Genomic DNA, 18,183 nt, shown 5'->3' with positions numbered 1-18,183 from the left:
TCTGAGCCTGTATGAAATATAAATGCAAAATTTTAAATAATACGGGTATATATAGAATAGACCAAAACCATGAATTTTAATAATTCATGGTTTTTAAGTTTGAAGCTTATTTACAGATGCGATTTTTACAGGATTTAAGTGTTTTTATAATAGTGAAAAAGGACCATGAAAAAGCTGGGGGCATATGTTGATGAACCTCAAGTAACTGATGATGGTCTGACTCAGTGTCATACATGCTTGTTTAAGGTGGTTTACTAGATATAGAGGTGTTGAAGATGAGAATGCATTTGGATCAAGAATGTGCACATGAATTATACTTTGAATTTGAAGTGACGGTGCCTGTTGAAAAGGTATGGAAGATATTGACGACAGAAGCTGGGCTAAAGAGTTTCTTTTCCCCCCCATGTGGAGGCACAGTTTTATCCTGGTGGAAACTTTGTCATCTTGTTTGATATGGAAGCGCCAGAAGGACAAAGAGGGTCTGAAGGCATGCATATTCTAGCTATGGAAGAGAACAGGTTTCTATCTTTCACATGGAATTCTCCACCTGTTATCCAGTCTTTGAGAGATCAAATGACAACTGTGCTTATTCACTTGGAACCGACCAAAGAGGGGACCTTGATCATATTTCGAAATGTTGGGTATGGCTATTCAAAAGAATGGCAAAAATCTAGAGCTTATTTTGAAAATGCTTGGGGGAACATTGTTCTTCCACGGCTCAAATATGCCCTGGAATCTGGACCTTATAACTGGGTCACAAGACCAAAACTACCTGAGATGGACTATAAGTAGGTTGTCTTATGAAAATGAAGATGTGAATTCTTCTGGAGAAATGAATGCTTATCGTGTATAATGAAACAAATAGCACCAGGTAATAAAAACTGGTATCAATGGAGGCGTATTATGTTAAACACGATAGAAATTCAAAAGATAATCCCGCACAGATATCCATTTCTTTTAGTGGATCGTATATTAGAATTCGTACCTGGAGAAAGTGCAGTGGGTATAAAGAATGTCACAATGAATGAACCTTATTTCCAGGGGCATTTCCCGGGCAATCCACTCATGCCTGGTGTACTAATAGTTGAAGCTTTGGCACAGGTTGGTGCAGTTGCGCTCATGAGCCTTGAGGAGAACAAGGGTAAATTGGCCGTCTTTGCAGGAATTGATAATGTAAGATTTAAAAAACAGGTGACACCTGGTGACACCCTTCGTATGGAAGTGAAAATTGAGTCTATGCGCAGAGGTATTGGAAAAGGATCAGCTGTTGCCTATGTGGATGATAAGGTGGCTTGCAAAGGCACCATAATGTTTGGAATTGTTGATCAACCAGAGTAAAGTCAAGCGGACTGATATTTTTCAGACAGGGTTGAACATGGTTTGATTGTGTTTGGATGTTAAAAATTAAGTGTCGAAATTTGGGGATGTTGCTATAAACATCCTCATTTTTGTGTTTTTGACCATCAGGAATTCCAACTTGTGGTATACTAACAAGTGGGCGATACAAGCACTTACACAAGACAATACTCGAGAACATCTCTTGTTTTTAGATTATTTTTATTAAGAGGTCATATTCATTTCAGACATCCAATTGCATGGATCATACTTGAGATCATCCTGTTACTGGATCTGAAATTAAAATATAATCAAGGACAATATGGGGAAACATAAATTCCGGGCTCATGATTTATCCTCAAAAAAGTCCATCAAGTGCATGGACTGGACTTTTAAGGGTAAAAATTATCGGTAAAGCACAAAGATCAGCAAGCGGATTGCAAGTCTTCGGTCGACAAGACATATCACACATGTGTAATAGTTTATTTGTGACTATTCATGGTCTGGGTGTGGTCTTGAACTGTCATCTTGCAGTTGCCTAAAGTGAAAAGGGGTTTGAAAATGAGTTACAGAGAATATTATGAAGCATGGCTGAACAATTCGTATTTCGATGATGCATTTAAAAAAGAACTCAAGTCGATCAGTCAAGATGAAAAAGAAATCGAGGATAGATTCTTCAAGGATCTTGAATTTGGAACAGGCGGTATGCGTGGTGTTATTGGCGCAGGCCGAAATAGAATGAACAAATATGTTATTAGAAAAGCTTCACAAGGATTTGCAAATTACCTGATGGGTGAGAACACTGGAGACCTATCTGTCGTTATAGCCCACGATTCCCGTAGGATGTCACCGGAATTTTCCCTTGAGACGGCACTGGTTATGGCGGCCAATGGTATCAAGGCTTATATTTTTGACAGCCTTCGAACAACGCCTGAACTATCTTATGCTGTTAGACATTTAGGGGCATCAGGTGGTGTCGTGGTCACTGCAAGTCACAATCCGCCAGAGTATAACGGCTATAAAATATACGGGGAAGATGGTTGTCAACTTGTGCCTGAAAAAGCGGATAAAGTTGTGGATGAAGTGAGCTCTATTCAAGACTATTCCACAATCAAACACATGTCAGAGCAAGAGGCAAGAGAAAAAGATTTGCTTGTCGTTCTAGGAGATGACCAAGACACGGCATATGTTGAGATGATCAAGACACATATAAAGCGCGACCTTGACCAAAGCATTAAATCTGACTTAAAAATTGTATACAGTCCTCTACATGGAACAGGTGCAAGAGCGGTTGAACGTGTTCTTAGGGAAACGGGATACACAGGTTTCATTCCAGTTAAGGAACAGATGGTGCCTGATAGTGAGTTTTCAACACTACGACTGCCAAATCCAGAAGAGCCAGATGCCTTTGATATGGGTGTTGAATACGCTAAAAGATCGGATGCGGACATTATTGTTGCAACGGATCCTGATTGTGATCGTGTCGGTGTTATGGTAAAGCATGAAGGAAAATACGAACTCTTAAATGGCAACCAGACGGGTGCCCTTCTTGTAGACTATGTCTTGTCATCCATGAAGGAGATGCCAAAGAATCCTGTAATCATAAATACAATTGTCACATCAACAATTGGCGAAGTGATTGCAAATAAGTATGGAGTCGGGTCTATGAGCACTTTAACAGGCTTTAAATTCATCGGTGAAAAAATTCGAGAGTTTGAGAAGACGGGCAGTCATACATTTATCATGGGTTATGAAGAGAGTTATGGCTATCTGATCGGTACAGATGTGCGAGACAAAGATGCCGTTGTATCCACAATGATGGTGGCTGAAATGGCAGCCTATTATAAGTCACAAGGGAAGAGCCTGTATGAGCGTCTGAACGAAATTTTTGAAGAGGTGGGCTATTACCTTGAAGACCTTGTTGCCGTGACAATGAAAGGCAAGGAGGGAATGGAGCAGATCGCAAAAATTATGAATCACATGCGAAATGATGCCCCTTCAAGCTTTGATGGAACAAGTGTCAAGCGTGTTTTAGATTGCCAAGCGGAAGGCACAGGTCTTCCTAAGTCCAACGTGCTCAAGTACTTCTTGGAAGATGGATCTTGGTTTGCTATTAGACCATCGGGAACAGAGCCTAAAATTAAGTTCTATTTCTCTGCCAAATCGGATTCAAAGGAAGCTGTAAAAGCTAAAATTGAATCTCTTAAATCAGAGGTTGCTAAACTCGTTGAAAATATTTAAGTTAAATGATCTAAAAAATATATGATGTGGTGACAGGCTGATAGGCAAATGCTTATCAGCCTTTTACCTGACCACTATGAATGTTATAATACCTTGAGACAGATAAATGGGTTTTACCCATATAATAAATAGTAGGCGATATGAAAATCGCTCAATAGAGAAAGCTGGATAAACATGAAAAATAGACTCAACCTGACTGTCATTGAAGGTGGTTATGGACGAAAACTGCATAGCGGATACCATTTTTTACGTGCTAGGGCGACAAATACAAGGCTTATGGGCGTGGTGGGTGTTCATGTTGTTTGGCAAAAATCCGAGGAAGAGTATTTTCATGAGCTTTATCATCTGGATTACGAGTCATATGGAATCGATGGGTATGAGTACTATATTAATCCTGATGAAGCGTTTTTAAATGAGCAAATCATGAGTATGATGGGTGGACTTGGTGGAGACTTTGTTTCCCTAGAAGCGAAAGATGTTCGAATTATGCTTCAGTCTGCTGTTGCAGTTGCGCCAGAATGTCTGGGAGAGTACCCAGAAATCGAAGAGGCTTTCCCGAATGTCAATAAGACAGCCATCTATAATGCTGATGAGTATGATGTGATCTGCAGAGCCTTGTCCCCTGAAACAAAAGCTTATGGAACCATCCATTACTTTATGATGCGTACGGTGGGACATGATTGGTCTGGACGTCGGGCTTTATGGAATAAGACAGAAAGCAATGCAGAATTTCGAAGTTTAACAGTGTCGCCGAGCACCTTGATTCGTGAGTCCATAAAGACCATTTCAGAAGGCCTTTACGAGGTCACATCATTGATTGACGGACAAACAGGATATTATATGTATATTTCTGAAATTGCTCTGAATGAATCAAGCACATCTTTCAAGGTCAAGTCCGCTGAAATAGTTCAGGGGATGAAAGTTTCATCTATAGAAGCAGCTATGATGCTCAAGAAGAAAGAGTTCATATCTGTTTATACGCTCCTTGATGAGAATTTTGGATTTGATTTAGAGGACAAGTATCCAGAGCTTATGGCCAATGAGCACGAGGCTGGTGTCCTTTATTCTAGATTTAAAGACAACAATGACCATGTGGAGCATTCAATTTTCTACTTAAGTGGGGACATTCTTGGACTTTATTACATAACTGACGAAAATCAAATGCTGATCAGCAGCTTCAGTGAAGAAAGTCTTGAGCAAATTGAATCAGAACTCCTAAACTGGAGCGGGGATAAACTGATTCGGCCAGCCGGACAGTTTGTCATTGATGTGCCTCTTTTGTATGATTTCGTAAACAGCGGCTATGGGGATTTCTTTGATTTTCTTAATGGAGAAGAGTAGGTGAAAAAATGGTAGGTATGGAACAGGTTCTCGTCCTATTTTTGCTGATCGTGGCGGGGATTATTATTAAAAAGAGAGGCATTGTAACAGAACATATTAATAAAGAAGTGAGCAGTCTCGTTATCAATGTTTGCTTGCCAGCTTTTATATTGTCATCTATGGCCTTTGACTTTTCTGTGGAAGTCCTTATAAATAGTGGCATGCTTGTATTTTTATCCTTTACCATCTACGGCGTGTCTATTGTACTGGCCAAGCTTTTGAATAGGGCTCTAAAAATTAAAGGGGCGGCTCGAGATGTTTATGAATACATAGCAGTGTTTTCAAACTGTGGTTTTATGGGCTATCCAGTCCTGCATGCGGCCTTTGGTGAAGAAGCTGTCTTTTATGCGGCTATATATAATCTGTCCTTTTCTGTCCTCGTTTGGTCTTATGGGGTCTTCATCATGCAGCGGTCTCATCGGGAAGATGCTGTAAAGCGATCGGTTCTTTCCATCATCAAGTCATCCATTAATCCAGCCATGATTGCTGTTTTTATTGGTTTCACCTTATTTTTGATAGGCATTAAACTGCCAGGCCCACTGTTCAAAACCGTGAAAATGATAGGGAGTGCAACAACACCACTCTCTATGATGTTTATAGGTTTTATTCTGGCTGAAGTTCATCCGAAAGAACTACTTAGTGACTGGAAAGACTATGTGCTGACACTTCATAGACTGGTTGTCATACCCCTGCTTGTCTTTTTCGGACTGAAGGCTTTCGGGGTGAGTGGTATAACGCTTGTGATTCCTGTGGTTGTGGCTGCCATGCCGGCTGCTGCAAACTCAGCCATAATAGCATCAAAATATAAGTCGGATTTTAAACTGGCTTCCAAGCTTATTTTCATAACAACACTGCTGTCTATTGTGAGTATTCCTATTATGATTGGTCTTGTACAGTAGAAATTAAGAGGGCGTTAAGTCATGCAATCACATTGCATGGCTTTTTTTATGCAATAGTTTAAAAATCACTTTTAGTCAATTTTGTATCAATTGAAACACTAGAATATTAGAACTATAAAAAAGGAGATATCCCACTGGATATCTCCTTTTTAAGTGATAACTATTTACGTTTCTTATTCATCAAAACTCAAAAATGTCACCTTTTCAACCTGAGGAATATCGCCATCAAAATCGAAAAGCAGTTCCGTATCATCGTTCTTTTTATAGGTCACATACCAGAGACCATCAATCACATCAAGGGTGTCATTACTTCCTGGTGATACAATGATAACCCGTTTGCCTAAGTCGGTACGAAGTTGATTGAGTTTATCCTCAAAGAGTTTTTTATCAAAATTATTCTTGAAACTATATGAGGCACTCATCATGACAACCACATCCTTGGTTGTCTCACTAGGTGCAAAGTTTAGGATGCTGTTCCAGCCTTCCACCTGACTGGTGCGATTGATAAAACGACCGTCATTGTTAACAGATAAAATTTCTGTTGTTTCATTTAAGGTTTTTATCACTCTGTTCCCAGAAAGTTGAGTGGTGGAGGTTACGGCAGGAGACGGTGTCTGTGATGTTTTTGCATCGCCACTTTTCTCTGTGTCACTCTCATCACTATCCACTTCTGATTCTGTTTGATCTTTGTCCTCTTTCATTTCAATAACGAGATCTGCTGTATCGGGATCAAGTGTTTTAAATTGATAGGGTGAATCACTGGTTGCATTGAGATTTTCAGGTGGAGCGGCAGTCACAACGGCTTCTAGATCATCAAAGACAATGACCCCTGCATCTCGTATGGCTGGATCAGTCTCGACCAAATAGAGTCGATTTAAAGTCTTGAACTCATATCCGACAGGAAGAGATGCTTCGACCTTTTTCCAGCCTGTCCAGTCCACATTTTTAGTAAAATCGATGGTATGAACCTTTCCTGTTGTGTCCGTGACCTTGCCTCTTAGCCAGTGGTTGTTAGCATAGTCACCAAATACCCAAAGACCTATTTTCTTTGTATTTTCTGGTAGACTTAGACCGTCATCACCGAATTTGACATAGGCCGCCCGTGTGGCTGTGTCTTTCTTAAAGTCGTACTGTAGTGTACCACCCAATTTACCACTGCGGGCAAAGTTTGTAAGGGCATAGGAACCAGTCACGTTTTCAGGGTAGGCGACAAAAGTACCCAGTTCTTTTTCAAAATCATAAAGGGGCTCAGCACTTTCTCCAACCCCGAGAGACATGAATGCACTGGCATCGCCAAGACTGAATCGCACGTAACCACTTCCGGGTTCAGTTACGGTGTACCTTGAATCCACTAAAGCACCATGAACACCTGACTGGAGTATATCAACATCCTTTACTTTCAAAGGCGCTGAAAATCCGTTTTTATCATAACCTGTTAGTGATACATTTAAGGATTCCCCAGGCATCAAACGTGCGGTCTGAGGATAAACAGATATTCGAACCGGCTTACCAATGACCTCTGTTGTGATTTGTCCTGAGGCTTTCCCTTGTTGAACATGTATGGTGAGTGTGCCCGCCTCAAGTGGGATCACTTCGCCGTCTACTATCTTATGGTCAATACCAAAGGCCTCTATTTCAAGGGCATCACTAGAAAGCTCAACGGGATGGTAGTTCTTATCAATGCCTTTTAGGGAGAGGTCAATGCTTGACCCTGTAAAGTACCGCTCCTGTGAGGCCTGGATTAAGATTTGGTCAAGTGGGCCTTTTTCACCAATGTTTTTAATACCAATGCCGTTGTGAATACGTCTTTCTGTGCCATCTGATGGATGGTTTATAATCTCTAAGTTTGTCTCACCAAGAGACTTGGTTACCATTTCTGAGGATCCGCCTCCATCTAAGTTGATAGCGTTGTAGGCCCCTGCCTCAGCCATTAGGTAAGCCAGCTCGGTTTGAGTCATGCCAGTAAAATCGCCATGGCGTCCATCAATTGTCGCAAGAAACAGTTTGGTGTTGTCCTGGGAAAAACCCAGTGCAGATCGAGGGTGACGACCGGATATATTTAGGGAAAAGTCCGTTTCCGGTACACCTTCAGTCAAAATTTTAGCCCCACCGCCAATGGCCTGGTCAAGATGGCTGATGAAGCCACCTTCTTTGAGTTCCACTTTGTCACCAACTTTAAAATTGCTGTGAATCTGAGGAATGAGTGTGCCCACAGCTGAGACGATATATCCATCTTCAGGGATTTTCTGAGGGGATGGGTCGAGGGCTATAGAAACGATGGTGTCATCGACAACGACCATTTCAATGACAGATTCTGAGTTGGTGTTGCCAATACTGGCATTTCCCCAGTTGCGATCAAAGACTATGGCCCTGTCATACTGTAAATAGGGTTTGTTTTTATAGGTGATATCCAGGCTGAATCCATCTTTTGTAAGCTTAGTGGATTCCCCTAGTACTTTGGCAATATATGATCGGCCATCATCAAGTTGTAAATAGGTGTAAAACCGATCATCGTGAATGGATGAAGTGATGTACTCACCATCCTTTACAACCATACCAAGTGTTGATTGCCCCTGAGTATCAAAGAAATCGCCATTGATGGCAGCCACAACGTCATCTTCTGATTTTGCCAAGTCCATAAGTGTCGCCTTTTGAGAGATATACTCAGGTAAGAGGACTGTTGATTTCACAGAAGGGTTTGTTAAATCAATTGTGACCAGATTGACATTAAACCATCCGCTATCAGTCATTCTTTGCTCCTGGGTTAGCGTGACACCAGGGGCAAGGGCTGATGTACTGGAATATGTATGGTAGAGCTTGTTGTATGCAAAAGAAGCGGGAGAGGAAACTGCCAGTGCAATTGCCATCAGTGCCGCAATAATTTTAGTGTAGTATTTCATAATATGTTCCCACCTTTCAAGACCATTATAACCCTTTAGTATTACGAAATAGAGTGTAAGCAGTTACAATTGAATTACAATCAAATAACACTTTGCCTTTATAAAATAAGAGTCTAGGGGGCCAACTTCTGTTGGCCCCCTAGACTCTTAAGTTAAAATCTTGGCGTGCTTTGTCTTGCAAATAAGGCTTTTATCCAAGATTTATATTTGACGTTTTCATTCCCAGCTTCTTATTCATTTAAAGAAGGGGAATTTTCTCAAAAATTGATGCGGCAAAGGTGCTTCCTGCAGTGATGACAAATGCAGCAATAAGGTTGCCAAGTAAAATGGCGAAAAAACTTCGTTTAACCTTCATGCCGAATATGGAGGCGGCCATACTGCCGGTCCAAACCCCTGTTGTTGGAAGGGGCACTGCCACAAATAGCATAAGGCCGTAGAAGGAGTACTTGTCAAAGTTTTTAGCTCTTTTTACCGTGCGGTTGACAATCCAATCAAGAAACTTTTCCGCCCACTTAAACCGCCTCATAAATTCTAGAACGGGCTTCATGCCAAATAAAATAAATGGCACCGGAAGCATACTTCCAATAAAGGAGATTGTGGCCGATGTTAGAGGGTCAAGTCCCATAACCATACCTGCAGGAATGGCCCCTCTAAGTTCTATGATGGGCATTGCTGCAAGCAGCAGCAGTTTAAACTCTTTAAGTAACAGTTGCATTAAATCCATGATTTCACCTGCTTTTACTAATTTTTGGCTCGTTTGATTATAACAAACGCCAAGTGTCTTTACAATCAATCTAGAAGCCTTGTTACTGAATTATAATGACTTTGACAAAACGGTGACCTGAAGAGGGCGTTTGAAAGTCGAATATGAACAATATAATGATTAAGCTTATAGAGGTAAAGAGGGTTCAAATCTGAAAAAATATATAAAAGTCATTTGAAGAGTAGAAAGTCTAAGAGTATGCTGATAGAATGAGAGGGATAAAAATAGTGACAAAAAATGGGGGATAATATGATAAAATGCATGATCGTGGATGATGAAAAACCAGCTCGTGATGAGCTTCGGTTTTTGCTTGAAGATTTTGAGGATATAGAAGTTGTTAGAGAAGCAAGCAGTGGGCCTGATGCTTGTCAGTATCAAAAGGAAGACCCTGTAGACTTGGTTTTTTTAGATATAAATATGCCTGTTATTACTGGGGTGCGGGTGGCGGAGAAATGGATGAGTGGTGACAATCCTCCTATGATTGTTTTCACAACAGCTTATGATGAATTTGCAATTCGGGCCTTTGAGCTGAACGCCGTGGACTACCTGCTTAAACCAATAAGTGGCGAGAGATTAAGAGGCGCCATAGAAAAGGCTAGGGAAAGAAATATTGTTCATAACAAGCAGTCTATTAAAGCTGTGATAGAAAAAATGGATGCAGACCATGTGTATGAAGTGGATAAGATTTGTCTTGAAAATGGAGGCAAGTTTATACCCGTTGAAACTTGCGACATTATTTACGCAACCATAGTGGATAAGCACACAACCATTTATACGGTTAAGGGTATATTCACCTATGCCCATTCCCTAAGTCATTTAGAGGAAAAACTCCATAATGATAGATTTTTTAGATCGCACAGGGCCTACTTAATGAATGTTGATTTTGTTGAAGCCATTGAGCCTTGGTTCAATAATACATATATGGTTAAGATGAAGTTTTTCGATGAAAAAGTGCCTGTGGCACGAAATCAGATAAAGTCCTTTAAAGAAACATTTCATTTATAGAAGTCATATAAGAAGTCATAATAAAAAGTCCTACTAAAAAGTCCTATACATAATTATACAGAATGAATTATGAAACCACTTATGTGCCCTAGATGGCATTTTATCCTCAAAAGAATGTTGTTCAGTCAAAGAAATGTGCTTTTCGCAGGGGATGTCTTAACAGGGAAAAAAACCTATGATACAATGCAGTCGCCTGATAAAGTCAGGCGCACATCATTAGGAACCTCATCCCCCAAAGAAGGAGGTTCTCCCCCTATTTCAATGATTGTGACCTATTTAACATCATTAATCTAACTACATGTTGTAGTTATACCTCAAACACATGGCGACCTCCCCCGGTCGCTTTTGTGTTTTTTGAAGGTCGCTCAAAAAGAAAGTCTATTAAAAGCTTGATTTATGAGTGGTGACGTGGATAAAAAAAGAATGAGTAGAATTGAAGAAACTTGTGTATGAATCATATAGAGTTGTAGATGCTAAATGCAAAGTTGATTTGCCGCGAAATTTTACGTTTTTTTATGAAACAAAGTGGGAAATCAGAAGATTGATAAGGTGAAAGTAAGTGTTTTCAACGTTTTATCTTAAGTGTTTGTTCAATATTTTAAATATCGAAAAATGTTTGACTAAACAAAATTGTTGTGTTACAATCGCTTAGTAAAAAGTTCATAGGTTTTACACCTTATTATGAGTGACTGAGGGAATGGGCCCGATGACGTCCGGCAACCGGTAGTAACACGGTGCTAAATCCCACAGAGTGATCTGGAAGATGAGGTGCAAATTATAATTTGCAAACAACCTCGTCAACGACGAGGCTTTTTTTATGGGAAGATTTTCAAAGTGCACCGTTGCATGTTTTTCGCCTTTTGTCATGTGCATTAGAGCAAGCTCCTACGAGCTGAAAAATTTGCGCCTTGCCTTGAAAAATTGATCCATAAAAACATATGACGAAGTTGAAATGTGACAGAATCAAATTATTTTCCAGATTGTAAGGAAATATGTGTGTACCTTAGATGATTTAATTGTAGAGGAGGAAGTCTCTAATGAAAAGAAGACTATTTACGTCTGAGTCCGTTACGGAAGGACATCCAGATAAAATGTGTGACCAGATCTCAGATGCCATTCTGGATGCCATTTTTGAGAAAGATCCAAACGCTCGAGTTGCTTGTGAGACAACTGTAAAAACAGGTATGGTTCTCGTTTGCGGTGAGATTTCTACAAATTGTTATGTAGATATTCCAAAAGTTGTGCGTAGGACTGTTGGTGAAATTGGCTACACACGTGCAAAATACGGATTTGATGGAGAAACTTGTGCAGTTCTAACAGCTATTGACGAGCAATCATCTGATATCGCTATGGGCGTTGATGAAGCTCTTGAGCACAAAGAAGGTTCCATGAATGATGAAATCGAGGCTATCGGCGCTGGTGACCAGGGTCTTATGTTTGGCTTCGCTTGTAACGAAACTCCAGAACTCATGCCACTTCCAATCTCTCTTGCGCACAAGTTGGCAAAGAAACTTTCAGATGTTCGTAAGGAAGGTGTATTAGATTACCTTCGTCCTGATGGTAAAACACAAGTGACAGTTGAGTATGTTGACGACAAACCAGTGGGTGTGGATACAATTGTTATATCGACACAGCATGGTCCAGACGTAACACGTGAGCAAATCGAAGCAGATCTTATTGAACACGTTGTTAAACCAATTGTTCCAGCAGAGCTATTAAATGACGCAACGAAGTACCTGATTAACCCGACGGGTCGTTTTGTTATCGGTGGACCACAGGGTGATGCAGGCCTAACAGGACGTAAAATCATCGTTGATACTTACGGTGGATACTCTCGTCATGGCGGCGGTGCGTTCTCTGGTAAAGATCCAACAAAAGTTGATAGATCGGCTGCTTATGCTGCGCGTTATGTGGCTAAGAACATTGTTGCGGCAGGTCTAGCTGACAAGTGCGAAATAGAGCTTGCTTATGCGATCGGTGTGGCACATCCAGTTTCTGTACTTGTAGAAACATTTGGAACGGCTAAGGTGGCAGAAGAAAGAATTGAAGAGCTTGTTATGAAGCACTTTGACCTTCGTCCAGCAGCAATCATCAGAGATTTAGATCTTAGAAAGCCAATTTTCCGTCAAACAGCGGCTTATGGGCACTTTGGCAGAACGGACATTGACCTGCCTTGGGAAAGAACAGACAAAGCGGAAATTCTAAAAAAAGAAGCTTTCGAATCGTAAAATAAAATAGCATAAACTTATTTATGTAAGATGAGTAGCTAGAAGGGGATGTGACCACATCCCCTTTTTTTAATGCATTTCACTTTTAAAATATAACATAAGGGTAATCAGATAATAAGAATGCAAGCGAAATCCAAATTTTGGGTTAAAAAGACCGTGTGTTCGTGTTTTAAGCCTGTTCAGTCAAATATTATGATATAATTTATGTCTAAGAAAAATGGTTGGAACCTAGTTGTCGGGAGTAGAACAAAATTGGATGGTGCATCATGTCAGTAGAAATACGTGGTTCTGTAGAAGAAATTGTATTTAAAAACGAAGAAAATGGCTTTGTCATCGCCGTTGTAGAATCAGGCGATGAATTTCTTTATGTAAAAGGCTACATACCTATCATTCACGAAGGGGAAGACATGATCTTTCGCGGGCGATTTGTCATGCATCCAACTTATGGCGAGCAACTTGAGGTGACAAGCAGTGAAATTGTCATGCCCACCGATATAACAGCCATTGAAAAATACTTGGCTTCCGGCATAATAAAAGGCATTGGACCAGCCACAGCGGCAAGAATCATTGACACATTTGGCAAACTTAGTCTTGATATTATCCAGTATGATCCTGAGAGACTGACAGAAGTCAGCGGGATTGGTAAGAAAAAAGCAGATGAAATAGCAGGTGCTTTTTTTGAACAACGGGCCCTAAAAGACATTATGCTTTTTCTTCAGAAGTATGGTATTTCAGTAAATTATGCTATGAAAATATACAAACTGTATGGGCCAGAGACCATTGACATTGTTTCTGAAAATCCATATAGGTTGGCCGATGAAGTACAAGGCATTGGTTTTAAAATGGCCGATCAGATTGCCAAGGAGATGGGAGTGGAACCCGTTTCACCCTACAGAATTGCCACAGGCATAAAATATGTTCTGGGGCACCATGTCATGAAAGGGCATACTTTTGCAGAAAAAGAGTGGCTTATAAAGGAAACATCAGATGTGCTAACGGTTCCAAGGGAACAAATTGAAGGCGTCATATCGGACATGCTCATTCGGGGAACGCTTCATGTGGAAAGAATAGATGAAAATGACCATCTCTATCCAGCCCCCCTTTACTATGCAGAGACAAAGGTATGCAAAAAACTTATAGAACTGGCATCTGGTGCATCGGAAATACCAGGTATGAATATAAAAAGTGAAATCAAAGATTTTGAAGAAAGAAAGGGCATCAGCCTGGCTGACAATCAAAAATCAGCCATTGAGGCGGCTATGAAAAGCGGGCTCCTTGTGATCACAGGTGGTCCTGGAACAGGGAAGACAACTATAATCAATGGTATTTTAGACATATTTGAGAGCAAATATTTGAAAGTGCTTCTTGCTGCGCCCACAGGGCGAGCCGCAAAGAGAATGAGTGAAGCCACAGACAAAGAGGCAAAAACCATTCATAGACTTTTAGAATATGCCTATAGCGAAGGCAATGAATCAGCGGGTTTCATGAAAAATGAAGAAGACCCTTTAGCTTGTGATGTGGTCATTATTGACGAAACGTCCATGGTGGATATTCTACTTATGAATCATCTACTGTCAGCTATTAAATCAGGAACCCGAGTTATTTTGGTGGGCGATGTGGATCAGCTGCCTTCCGTTGGCCCAGGATGTGTGCTTAAGGATATTATCACCGCGGATGCCGTGCCCGTAGCAAGACTTACAGAAATATTCAGACAGTCACAGGAAAGCATGATCGTTGTCAATGCCCATAAAATAAATCAGGGACAAATGCCTGAACTTAATTCCAAGAATAAAGATTTTTTCTTTCTAAATGCGAAGAGGCAGGAATCGGTTGCAAGCACAATCAGTCAATTGGTTAAAAAACGTCTGCCCGACTATTATAAACTGGACCCAGTGCATGATATTCAAGTTTTGACACCAACGAAAAAGGGACCCATTGGAACCATCCAGCTTAATAAACTGCTTCAAGAGGTCCTGAATCCTCCCAAACCTGGACGCGCTGAAAAGAGGCTAGGAGAGAGGATCTTCCGTACGGGTGACAAAATTATGCAAATAAAGAATAACTACCAAATGAAATGGAAAACCAAGGATGACGAACGTGGAGAAGGGGTTTTCAACGGTGATATTGGTTATATTGAAGGCATGAACATGTCAGATCAAAACGTTGTTGTCCACTTTGATGATGGTCGCATTGTTCACTATGACTTTTCACAGCTTGATGAGCTCATTCATGCCTATGCCGTGACAGTTCACAAAAGTCAGGGCAGTGAGTTTCCTGTTCTGGTTATGCCTGTTTGGAGTGGACCGCCTATGCTCATGAATAGAAATATTTTGTATACAGCAGTAACAAGGGCAAAACAGCTTGTGGTCTTGGTGGGAGAAAAGAAGTATCTGAACCTAATGGTCAACAATGATAAACAGCAAGAGCGATTGTCTGGACTTAAATACAGGTTAGAAGGTCTTGTGAAGGATGGATTTATCATGTAAAATGGTAGTACAAAAGTCCTTTGTGTGGGGTGGTGGTACTATTATGTCTAATTTGAAATTAAAGAAGAACACCATGAAATTTGTCTATTCGGCCTTGTTATTTGTAGTGGTCTATTTGAATCTGGATCATATAATAGCCGAAGCACTTCATGGTGGACTGATATATCAGGTTCCAGTCGCAACACTTCTGGCATATTTGTTTTTTCGTTTTATTGAGGAGACAGACCACACTCTCAAATTAAAAGCTGAATCAGCCCTCATATTGGTTGGATATATTTCAAGTTATATTCTTATAGGCCTTCAGCAAGGGATGAACAATTATTCTTTTCATATACTTCATGCCCTTTTAATTATGGGGGCATATCATCTAAAAAGATACAGGCTTGGAAATGGTCTTACCCTGCTCAGTCTGTTTGCTGTTCTGTTAATGACACGTTTGCAAAGCATTGATACAAACACGATCATCCTATATATAGGCATTTTGGTAAGTGTGTTCACACACTTGATTCACATAAGAACCATAGTTAAAAGCAAAAAAGACCTCCATCAAAAAATTGATGAATTGGAAACCTTATATGCTATTACAAAGGTTATGGACTCCTTTCCAGATTTACAAAATGTCTTAAAGCAAATCACACGAATAATAACATATGGTATTGGTGTTGATGTTTGTGCCGTGATGTTATATTCCCAGGAAACTGGTGAACTCGAGCTAGAGGCCAGATATCCTGATACGGTGATGAAATATTCTATCAGTCCTGAGTCGGGTTTGGCTGGGGAAGTTTTCCGTACAGGTAGGCCCATAGTGTGTGGGGATCTGAACCAAAACATGGACTTGCTCGAACGCGTCCGGTTCAAGAATGAAGAGAATGCACTGGGAATATTTCCACTGGAACATCAAGGCAATCGATTTGGGGTTCTGCTCTTTTCGAATAAAAGCCCCTTAAATATGGATTTGAATAAAGAAGAGGTCATGTATGCTGTGGCATCCACAGTTTCTATGGTAATAGGCAGTGCTCTTTATCATGAAACGCTAGCTAAAAGTGCCCAAATGGATGATTTAACAGGACTTTATAACAGGTCATATTTCTATGATTCACTTGAACGTGAAATCAGAAAAGCCAAGTTCACAGGTCAAAGGGTCTATGTGCTTGTTCTTGATATTGATAAGTTCAAAACATTCAATGACACATATGGTCATTTGACTGGAGACCGAATACTTGAAAATATTGGACGGATTATATCTGAAAATACAAGGAAGACAGATGTCGCGGCAAGATATGGTGGCGAAGAATTTGCCCTCATTTTACCCAATAGCTGTTACAGTGCTGCGGAACATTTAGCGGAAAGAATAAGGCGGTCTGTTGAAAAGTTAACTCTTGAAATTGAGTGTGTTGAGAATATTAGAGACCAGGTGACTATGAGTGTTGGGATCGCTTGTTATCCCCACTGTGCAAAGGCGACTGACCAGCTTGTCGATGTGGCAGATAAACGCATGTATGCCGCAAAAAGAACCGGTGGAAATCAATATATTTATGAGTGATGTCATAAATTACAGGTTGTGGAGGCTAATGATTTGCTCAAGCTAATAAAAGATTCTGTCTTGAATTTGATATTCCCAGGCCATATAAGTTGTGCGGCCTGCGATCTGGATCTAGATTTGGATAAAGTCCACCGCTATGGACTCTGCGAATCCTGTTTAGAGGATATTGGATGGATAAAGGGACCAACCTGCAAGACTTGCGGTGGCCCTCTTATTCAAGAAACAGAAGTCGGTGTATGCTACAATTGCCAGAAATCAGTGAGTCATCTTGAGAACTGTGAAGCTTGTTTCGATTACTCTGGAATAGGCAAGGACCTAATTATGGATCTTAAATACAAGCGGCACACTTATTTAGGTGAAATTTTGGCAGAAATGATGAGAGACGTTATTCTTGCAACAAGATCACAAGAGATAGATTTAATAGTATCTGTTCCCCTCCATAGTAACCGATTGAGGCAAAGAGGATTTAACCAAATGGACCTGATTGGGAAGCCTCTTTCAAATATGCTTCGTGTTCCTTACAGTCATGAAGCTCTGGTGCGAAGTAAGAACACACCGCGGCTGAAAGGCCTTGACAGATTGGAAAGAAAAGCTCTGATGGATGGCCTATTCTTAGCAGACAAAAAACAGGTGCTGGGCAAGCGTATTTTGCTTATTGATGATATATTCACCACGGGAGCCACTATGAATGCCTGTGCAAAGGCATTATTTGAAAGTGGGGCGCTGAATGTATATGGTGCTGTGCTTTCTGTAAATTTTAGGGACTGATTTTCTTAGGTGCACATGGTATAATGTTTAAAAATGGACAATACTCTGAAAGTTTCAGGATAATTTAAGTGTTTAAGTGATTATTAAGACACTGCATGTAATTTTTTTGAAAAAACTTGGGTATGTACTTGGATGAATGAAACGAATAAATAATCCAAGCTTTTATTGGAGGTGCGATCATGTTTTCAAAGTTAAAGAATTGTTCAAAGTGCGGCCGTGTGTTTCAGGCTGAAGAAATAGGTCAAAAATATTGTGCGCGCTGCAGCAGCGACGAAGATGATATGTTCATGCAAGCGAGAGAATATATATATGACAATCCAGACACCAATGTGGTAGAAGTGTCTGAGGAACTGGAAATTGATGAAGACCTTATTCTAAAGTGGCTGCGACAAGGACGCCTTGAACTTAAGGGTGAAGGTGTAGGGTATCCGTGTGATAGGTGTGGCAAATCCATAAAATCAGGTCGATTTTGTGACGCCTGCCAGAATGAACTCAAAAATGGATTCAACGATGCATTTGGTGTAGGCAAAGAGGACACGCCTTCGCAAAATGAAAGACCAAAGTCAAGTCATGGTATGCATGTTAAGAAACGTCGTTAAGAAGAAATCAAAAAAAATCGAAAAAAGGTTAAATAT

General features: G+C 40.4%; 13 protein-coding genes and 1 riboswitch. Of the genes, 11 read left to right on the top strand and 2 right to left on the bottom strand.

Going from position 1 to position 18,183, the window contains the following annotated elements; all coding sequences use genetic code 11:
- Positions 1-405 precede the first annotated feature (405 nt).
- The 5 genes from ACQ4KW_RS18985 (at position 406) to ACQ4KW_RS18965 (ending at position 5,855) form a co-directional block, all read left to right on the top strand.
- The gene (locus ACQ4KW_RS18985; RefSeq protein WP_430884004.1) at positions 406-792 is read left to right on the top strand and encodes an SRPBCC family protein; all 387 of its coding nucleotides are present in this window, start codon (positions 406-408) and stop codon (positions 790-792) included.
- A 111-nt stretch (positions 793-903) separates the two neighbouring features.
- The gene (fabZ, locus tag ACQ4KW_RS18980; RefSeq protein WP_430884003.1) at positions 904-1,338 is read left to right on the top strand and encodes a 3-hydroxyacyl-ACP dehydratase FabZ; all 435 of its coding nucleotides are present in this window, start codon (positions 904-906) and stop codon (positions 1,336-1,338) included.
- Positions 1,339-1,896: 558 nt separating this feature from the next.
- Positions 1,897-3,576 carry a phospho-sugar mutase gene (locus ACQ4KW_RS18975; RefSeq protein ID WP_430884002.1) on the top strand — a complete coding sequence of 560 codons (1,680 nt, stop codon included), beginning with the start codon at positions 1,897-1,899 and terminating at the stop codon, positions 3,574-3,576.
- Between the two features lie 174 nt (positions 3,577-3,750).
- Entirely contained in the window at positions 3,751-4,917 is a 1,167-nt protein-coding gene (locus ACQ4KW_RS18970) for a hypothetical protein (protein WP_430884001.1), read from the top strand.
- Between the two features lie 8 nt (positions 4,918-4,925).
- Positions 4,926-5,855, top strand: coding sequence for an AEC family transporter (locus tag ACQ4KW_RS18965; protein WP_430884000.1), 930 nt, complete (start codon positions 4,926-4,928; stop codon positions 5,853-5,855).
- Positions 5,856-6,028: 173 nt separating this feature from the next.
- Here ACQ4KW_RS18965 and ACQ4KW_RS18960 read toward each other — a convergent pair whose 3' ends face one another.
- Both ACQ4KW_RS18960 and ACQ4KW_RS18955 read right to left on the bottom strand, forming a co-directional pair.
- Complete coding sequence (locus tag ACQ4KW_RS18960; RefSeq protein WP_430883999.1) at positions 6,029-8,755, bottom strand: phosphodiester glycosidase family protein; 2,727 nt, start codon at positions 8,753-8,755, stop codon at positions 6,029-6,031.
- Between the two features lie 238 nt (positions 8,756-8,993).
- Complete coding sequence (locus ACQ4KW_RS18955) at positions 8,994-9,479, bottom strand: COG2426 family protein (RefSeq protein ID WP_430883998.1); 486 nt, start codon at positions 9,477-9,479, stop codon at positions 8,994-8,996.
- Positions 9,480-9,767: 288 nt separating this feature from the next.
- On the opposite strand from ACQ4KW_RS18955, the gene ACQ4KW_RS18950 reads away from it, so the two are divergent.
- The 6 genes from ACQ4KW_RS18950 (at position 9,768) to ACQ4KW_RS18925 (ending at position 18,147) form a co-directional block, all read left to right on the top strand.
- Positions 9,768-10,523 (top strand): LytR/AlgR family response regulator transcription factor, encoded by a 756-nt coding sequence (locus ACQ4KW_RS18950; RefSeq protein WP_430883997.1) that lies wholly within the window; start codon positions 9,768-9,770, stop codon positions 10,521-10,523.
- Positions 10,524-11,196: 673 nt separating this feature from the next.
- Positions 11,197-11,293, top strand: a riboswitch (SAM riboswitch).
- 267 nt (positions 11,294-11,560) lie between these two features.
- Positions 11,561-12,751 (top strand): methionine adenosyltransferase, encoded by a 1,191-nt coding sequence (gene metK / locus ACQ4KW_RS18945; RefSeq protein WP_430883996.1) that lies wholly within the window; start codon positions 11,561-11,563, stop codon positions 12,749-12,751.
- A gap of 266 nt (positions 12,752-13,017) precedes the next feature.
- Positions 13,018-15,237: an SF1B family DNA helicase RecD2 gene (gene recD2, locus ACQ4KW_RS18940; RefSeq protein ID WP_430883995.1), complete on the top strand. Its 2,220-nt coding sequence runs from the start codon at positions 13,018-13,020 to the stop codon at positions 15,235-15,237.
- Positions 15,238-15,280: 43 nt separating this feature from the next.
- Positions 15,281-16,780 carry a diguanylate cyclase gene (locus ACQ4KW_RS18935; protein WP_430883994.1) on the top strand — a complete coding sequence of 500 codons (1,500 nt, stop codon included), beginning with the start codon at positions 15,281-15,283 and terminating at the stop codon, positions 16,778-16,780.
- Between the two features lie 33 nt (positions 16,781-16,813).
- Positions 16,814-17,548, top strand: a complete 735-nt coding sequence (locus ACQ4KW_RS18930; protein ID WP_430883993.1) for a ComF family protein — start codon at positions 16,814-16,816, stop codon at positions 17,546-17,548.
- A gap of 179 nt (positions 17,549-17,727) precedes the next feature.
- On the top strand, positions 17,728-18,147 hold the full coding sequence (locus ACQ4KW_RS18925; protein WP_430883992.1) for a MerR family transcriptional regulator: 420 nt from the start codon (positions 17,728-17,730) through the stop codon (positions 18,145-18,147).
- The last annotated feature ends 36 nt before the right edge of the window (positions 18,148-18,183 follow it).

It is taken from the genome of Tianxiuia mixotrophica, assembly GCF_050596425.1.
Lineage (GTDB): Bacteria > Bacillota > Clostridia > Peptostreptococcales > Acidaminobacteraceae.
This window is presented reverse-complemented; position numbering and strand designations above follow the sequence as displayed.

What these genes read in the sequence shown, in the direction of transcription:
- ACQ4KW_RS18935 (WP_430883994.1), top strand. Translation starts at nt 15,281, where the DNA reads ATGTCTAATTTGAAATTAAAGAAGAACACCATGAAATTTGTCTATTCG.
- ACQ4KW_RS18970 (WP_430884001.1), top strand. Translation starts at nt 3,751, where the DNA reads ATGAAAAATAGACTCAACCTGACTGTCATTGAAGGTGGTTATGGACGA.
- fabZ (WP_430884003.1), top strand. Translation starts at nt 904, where the DNA reads ATGTTAAACACGATAGAAATTCAAAAGATAATCCCGCACAGATATCCA.
- recD2 (WP_430883995.1), top strand. Translation starts at nt 13,018, where the DNA reads ATGTCAGTAGAAATACGTGGTTCTGTAGAAGAAATTGTATTTAAAAAC.
- ACQ4KW_RS18955 (WP_430883998.1), bottom strand. Translation starts at nt 9,479, where the DNA reads ATGGATTTAATGCAACTGTTACTTAAAGAGTTTAAACTGCTGCTGCTT.
- ACQ4KW_RS18950 (WP_430883997.1), top strand. Translation starts at nt 9,768, where the DNA reads ATGATAAAATGCATGATCGTGGATGATGAAAAACCAGCTCGTGATGAG.
- ACQ4KW_RS18960 (WP_430883999.1), bottom strand. Translation starts at nt 8,755, where the DNA reads ATGAAATACTACACTAAAATTATTGCGGCACTGATGGCAATTGCACTG.
- metK (WP_430883996.1), top strand. Translation starts at nt 11,561, where the DNA reads ATGAAAAGAAGACTATTTACGTCTGAGTCCGTTACGGAAGGACATCCA.
- ACQ4KW_RS18925 (WP_430883992.1), top strand. Translation starts at nt 17,728, where the DNA reads ATGTTTTCAAAGTTAAAGAATTGTTCAAAGTGCGGCCGTGTGTTTCAG.
- ACQ4KW_RS18975 (WP_430884002.1), top strand. Translation starts at nt 1,897, where the DNA reads ATGAGTTACAGAGAATATTATGAAGCATGGCTGAACAATTCGTATTTC.
- ACQ4KW_RS18965 (WP_430884000.1), top strand. Translation starts at nt 4,926, where the DNA reads ATGGTAGGTATGGAACAGGTTCTCGTCCTATTTTTGCTGATCGTGGCG.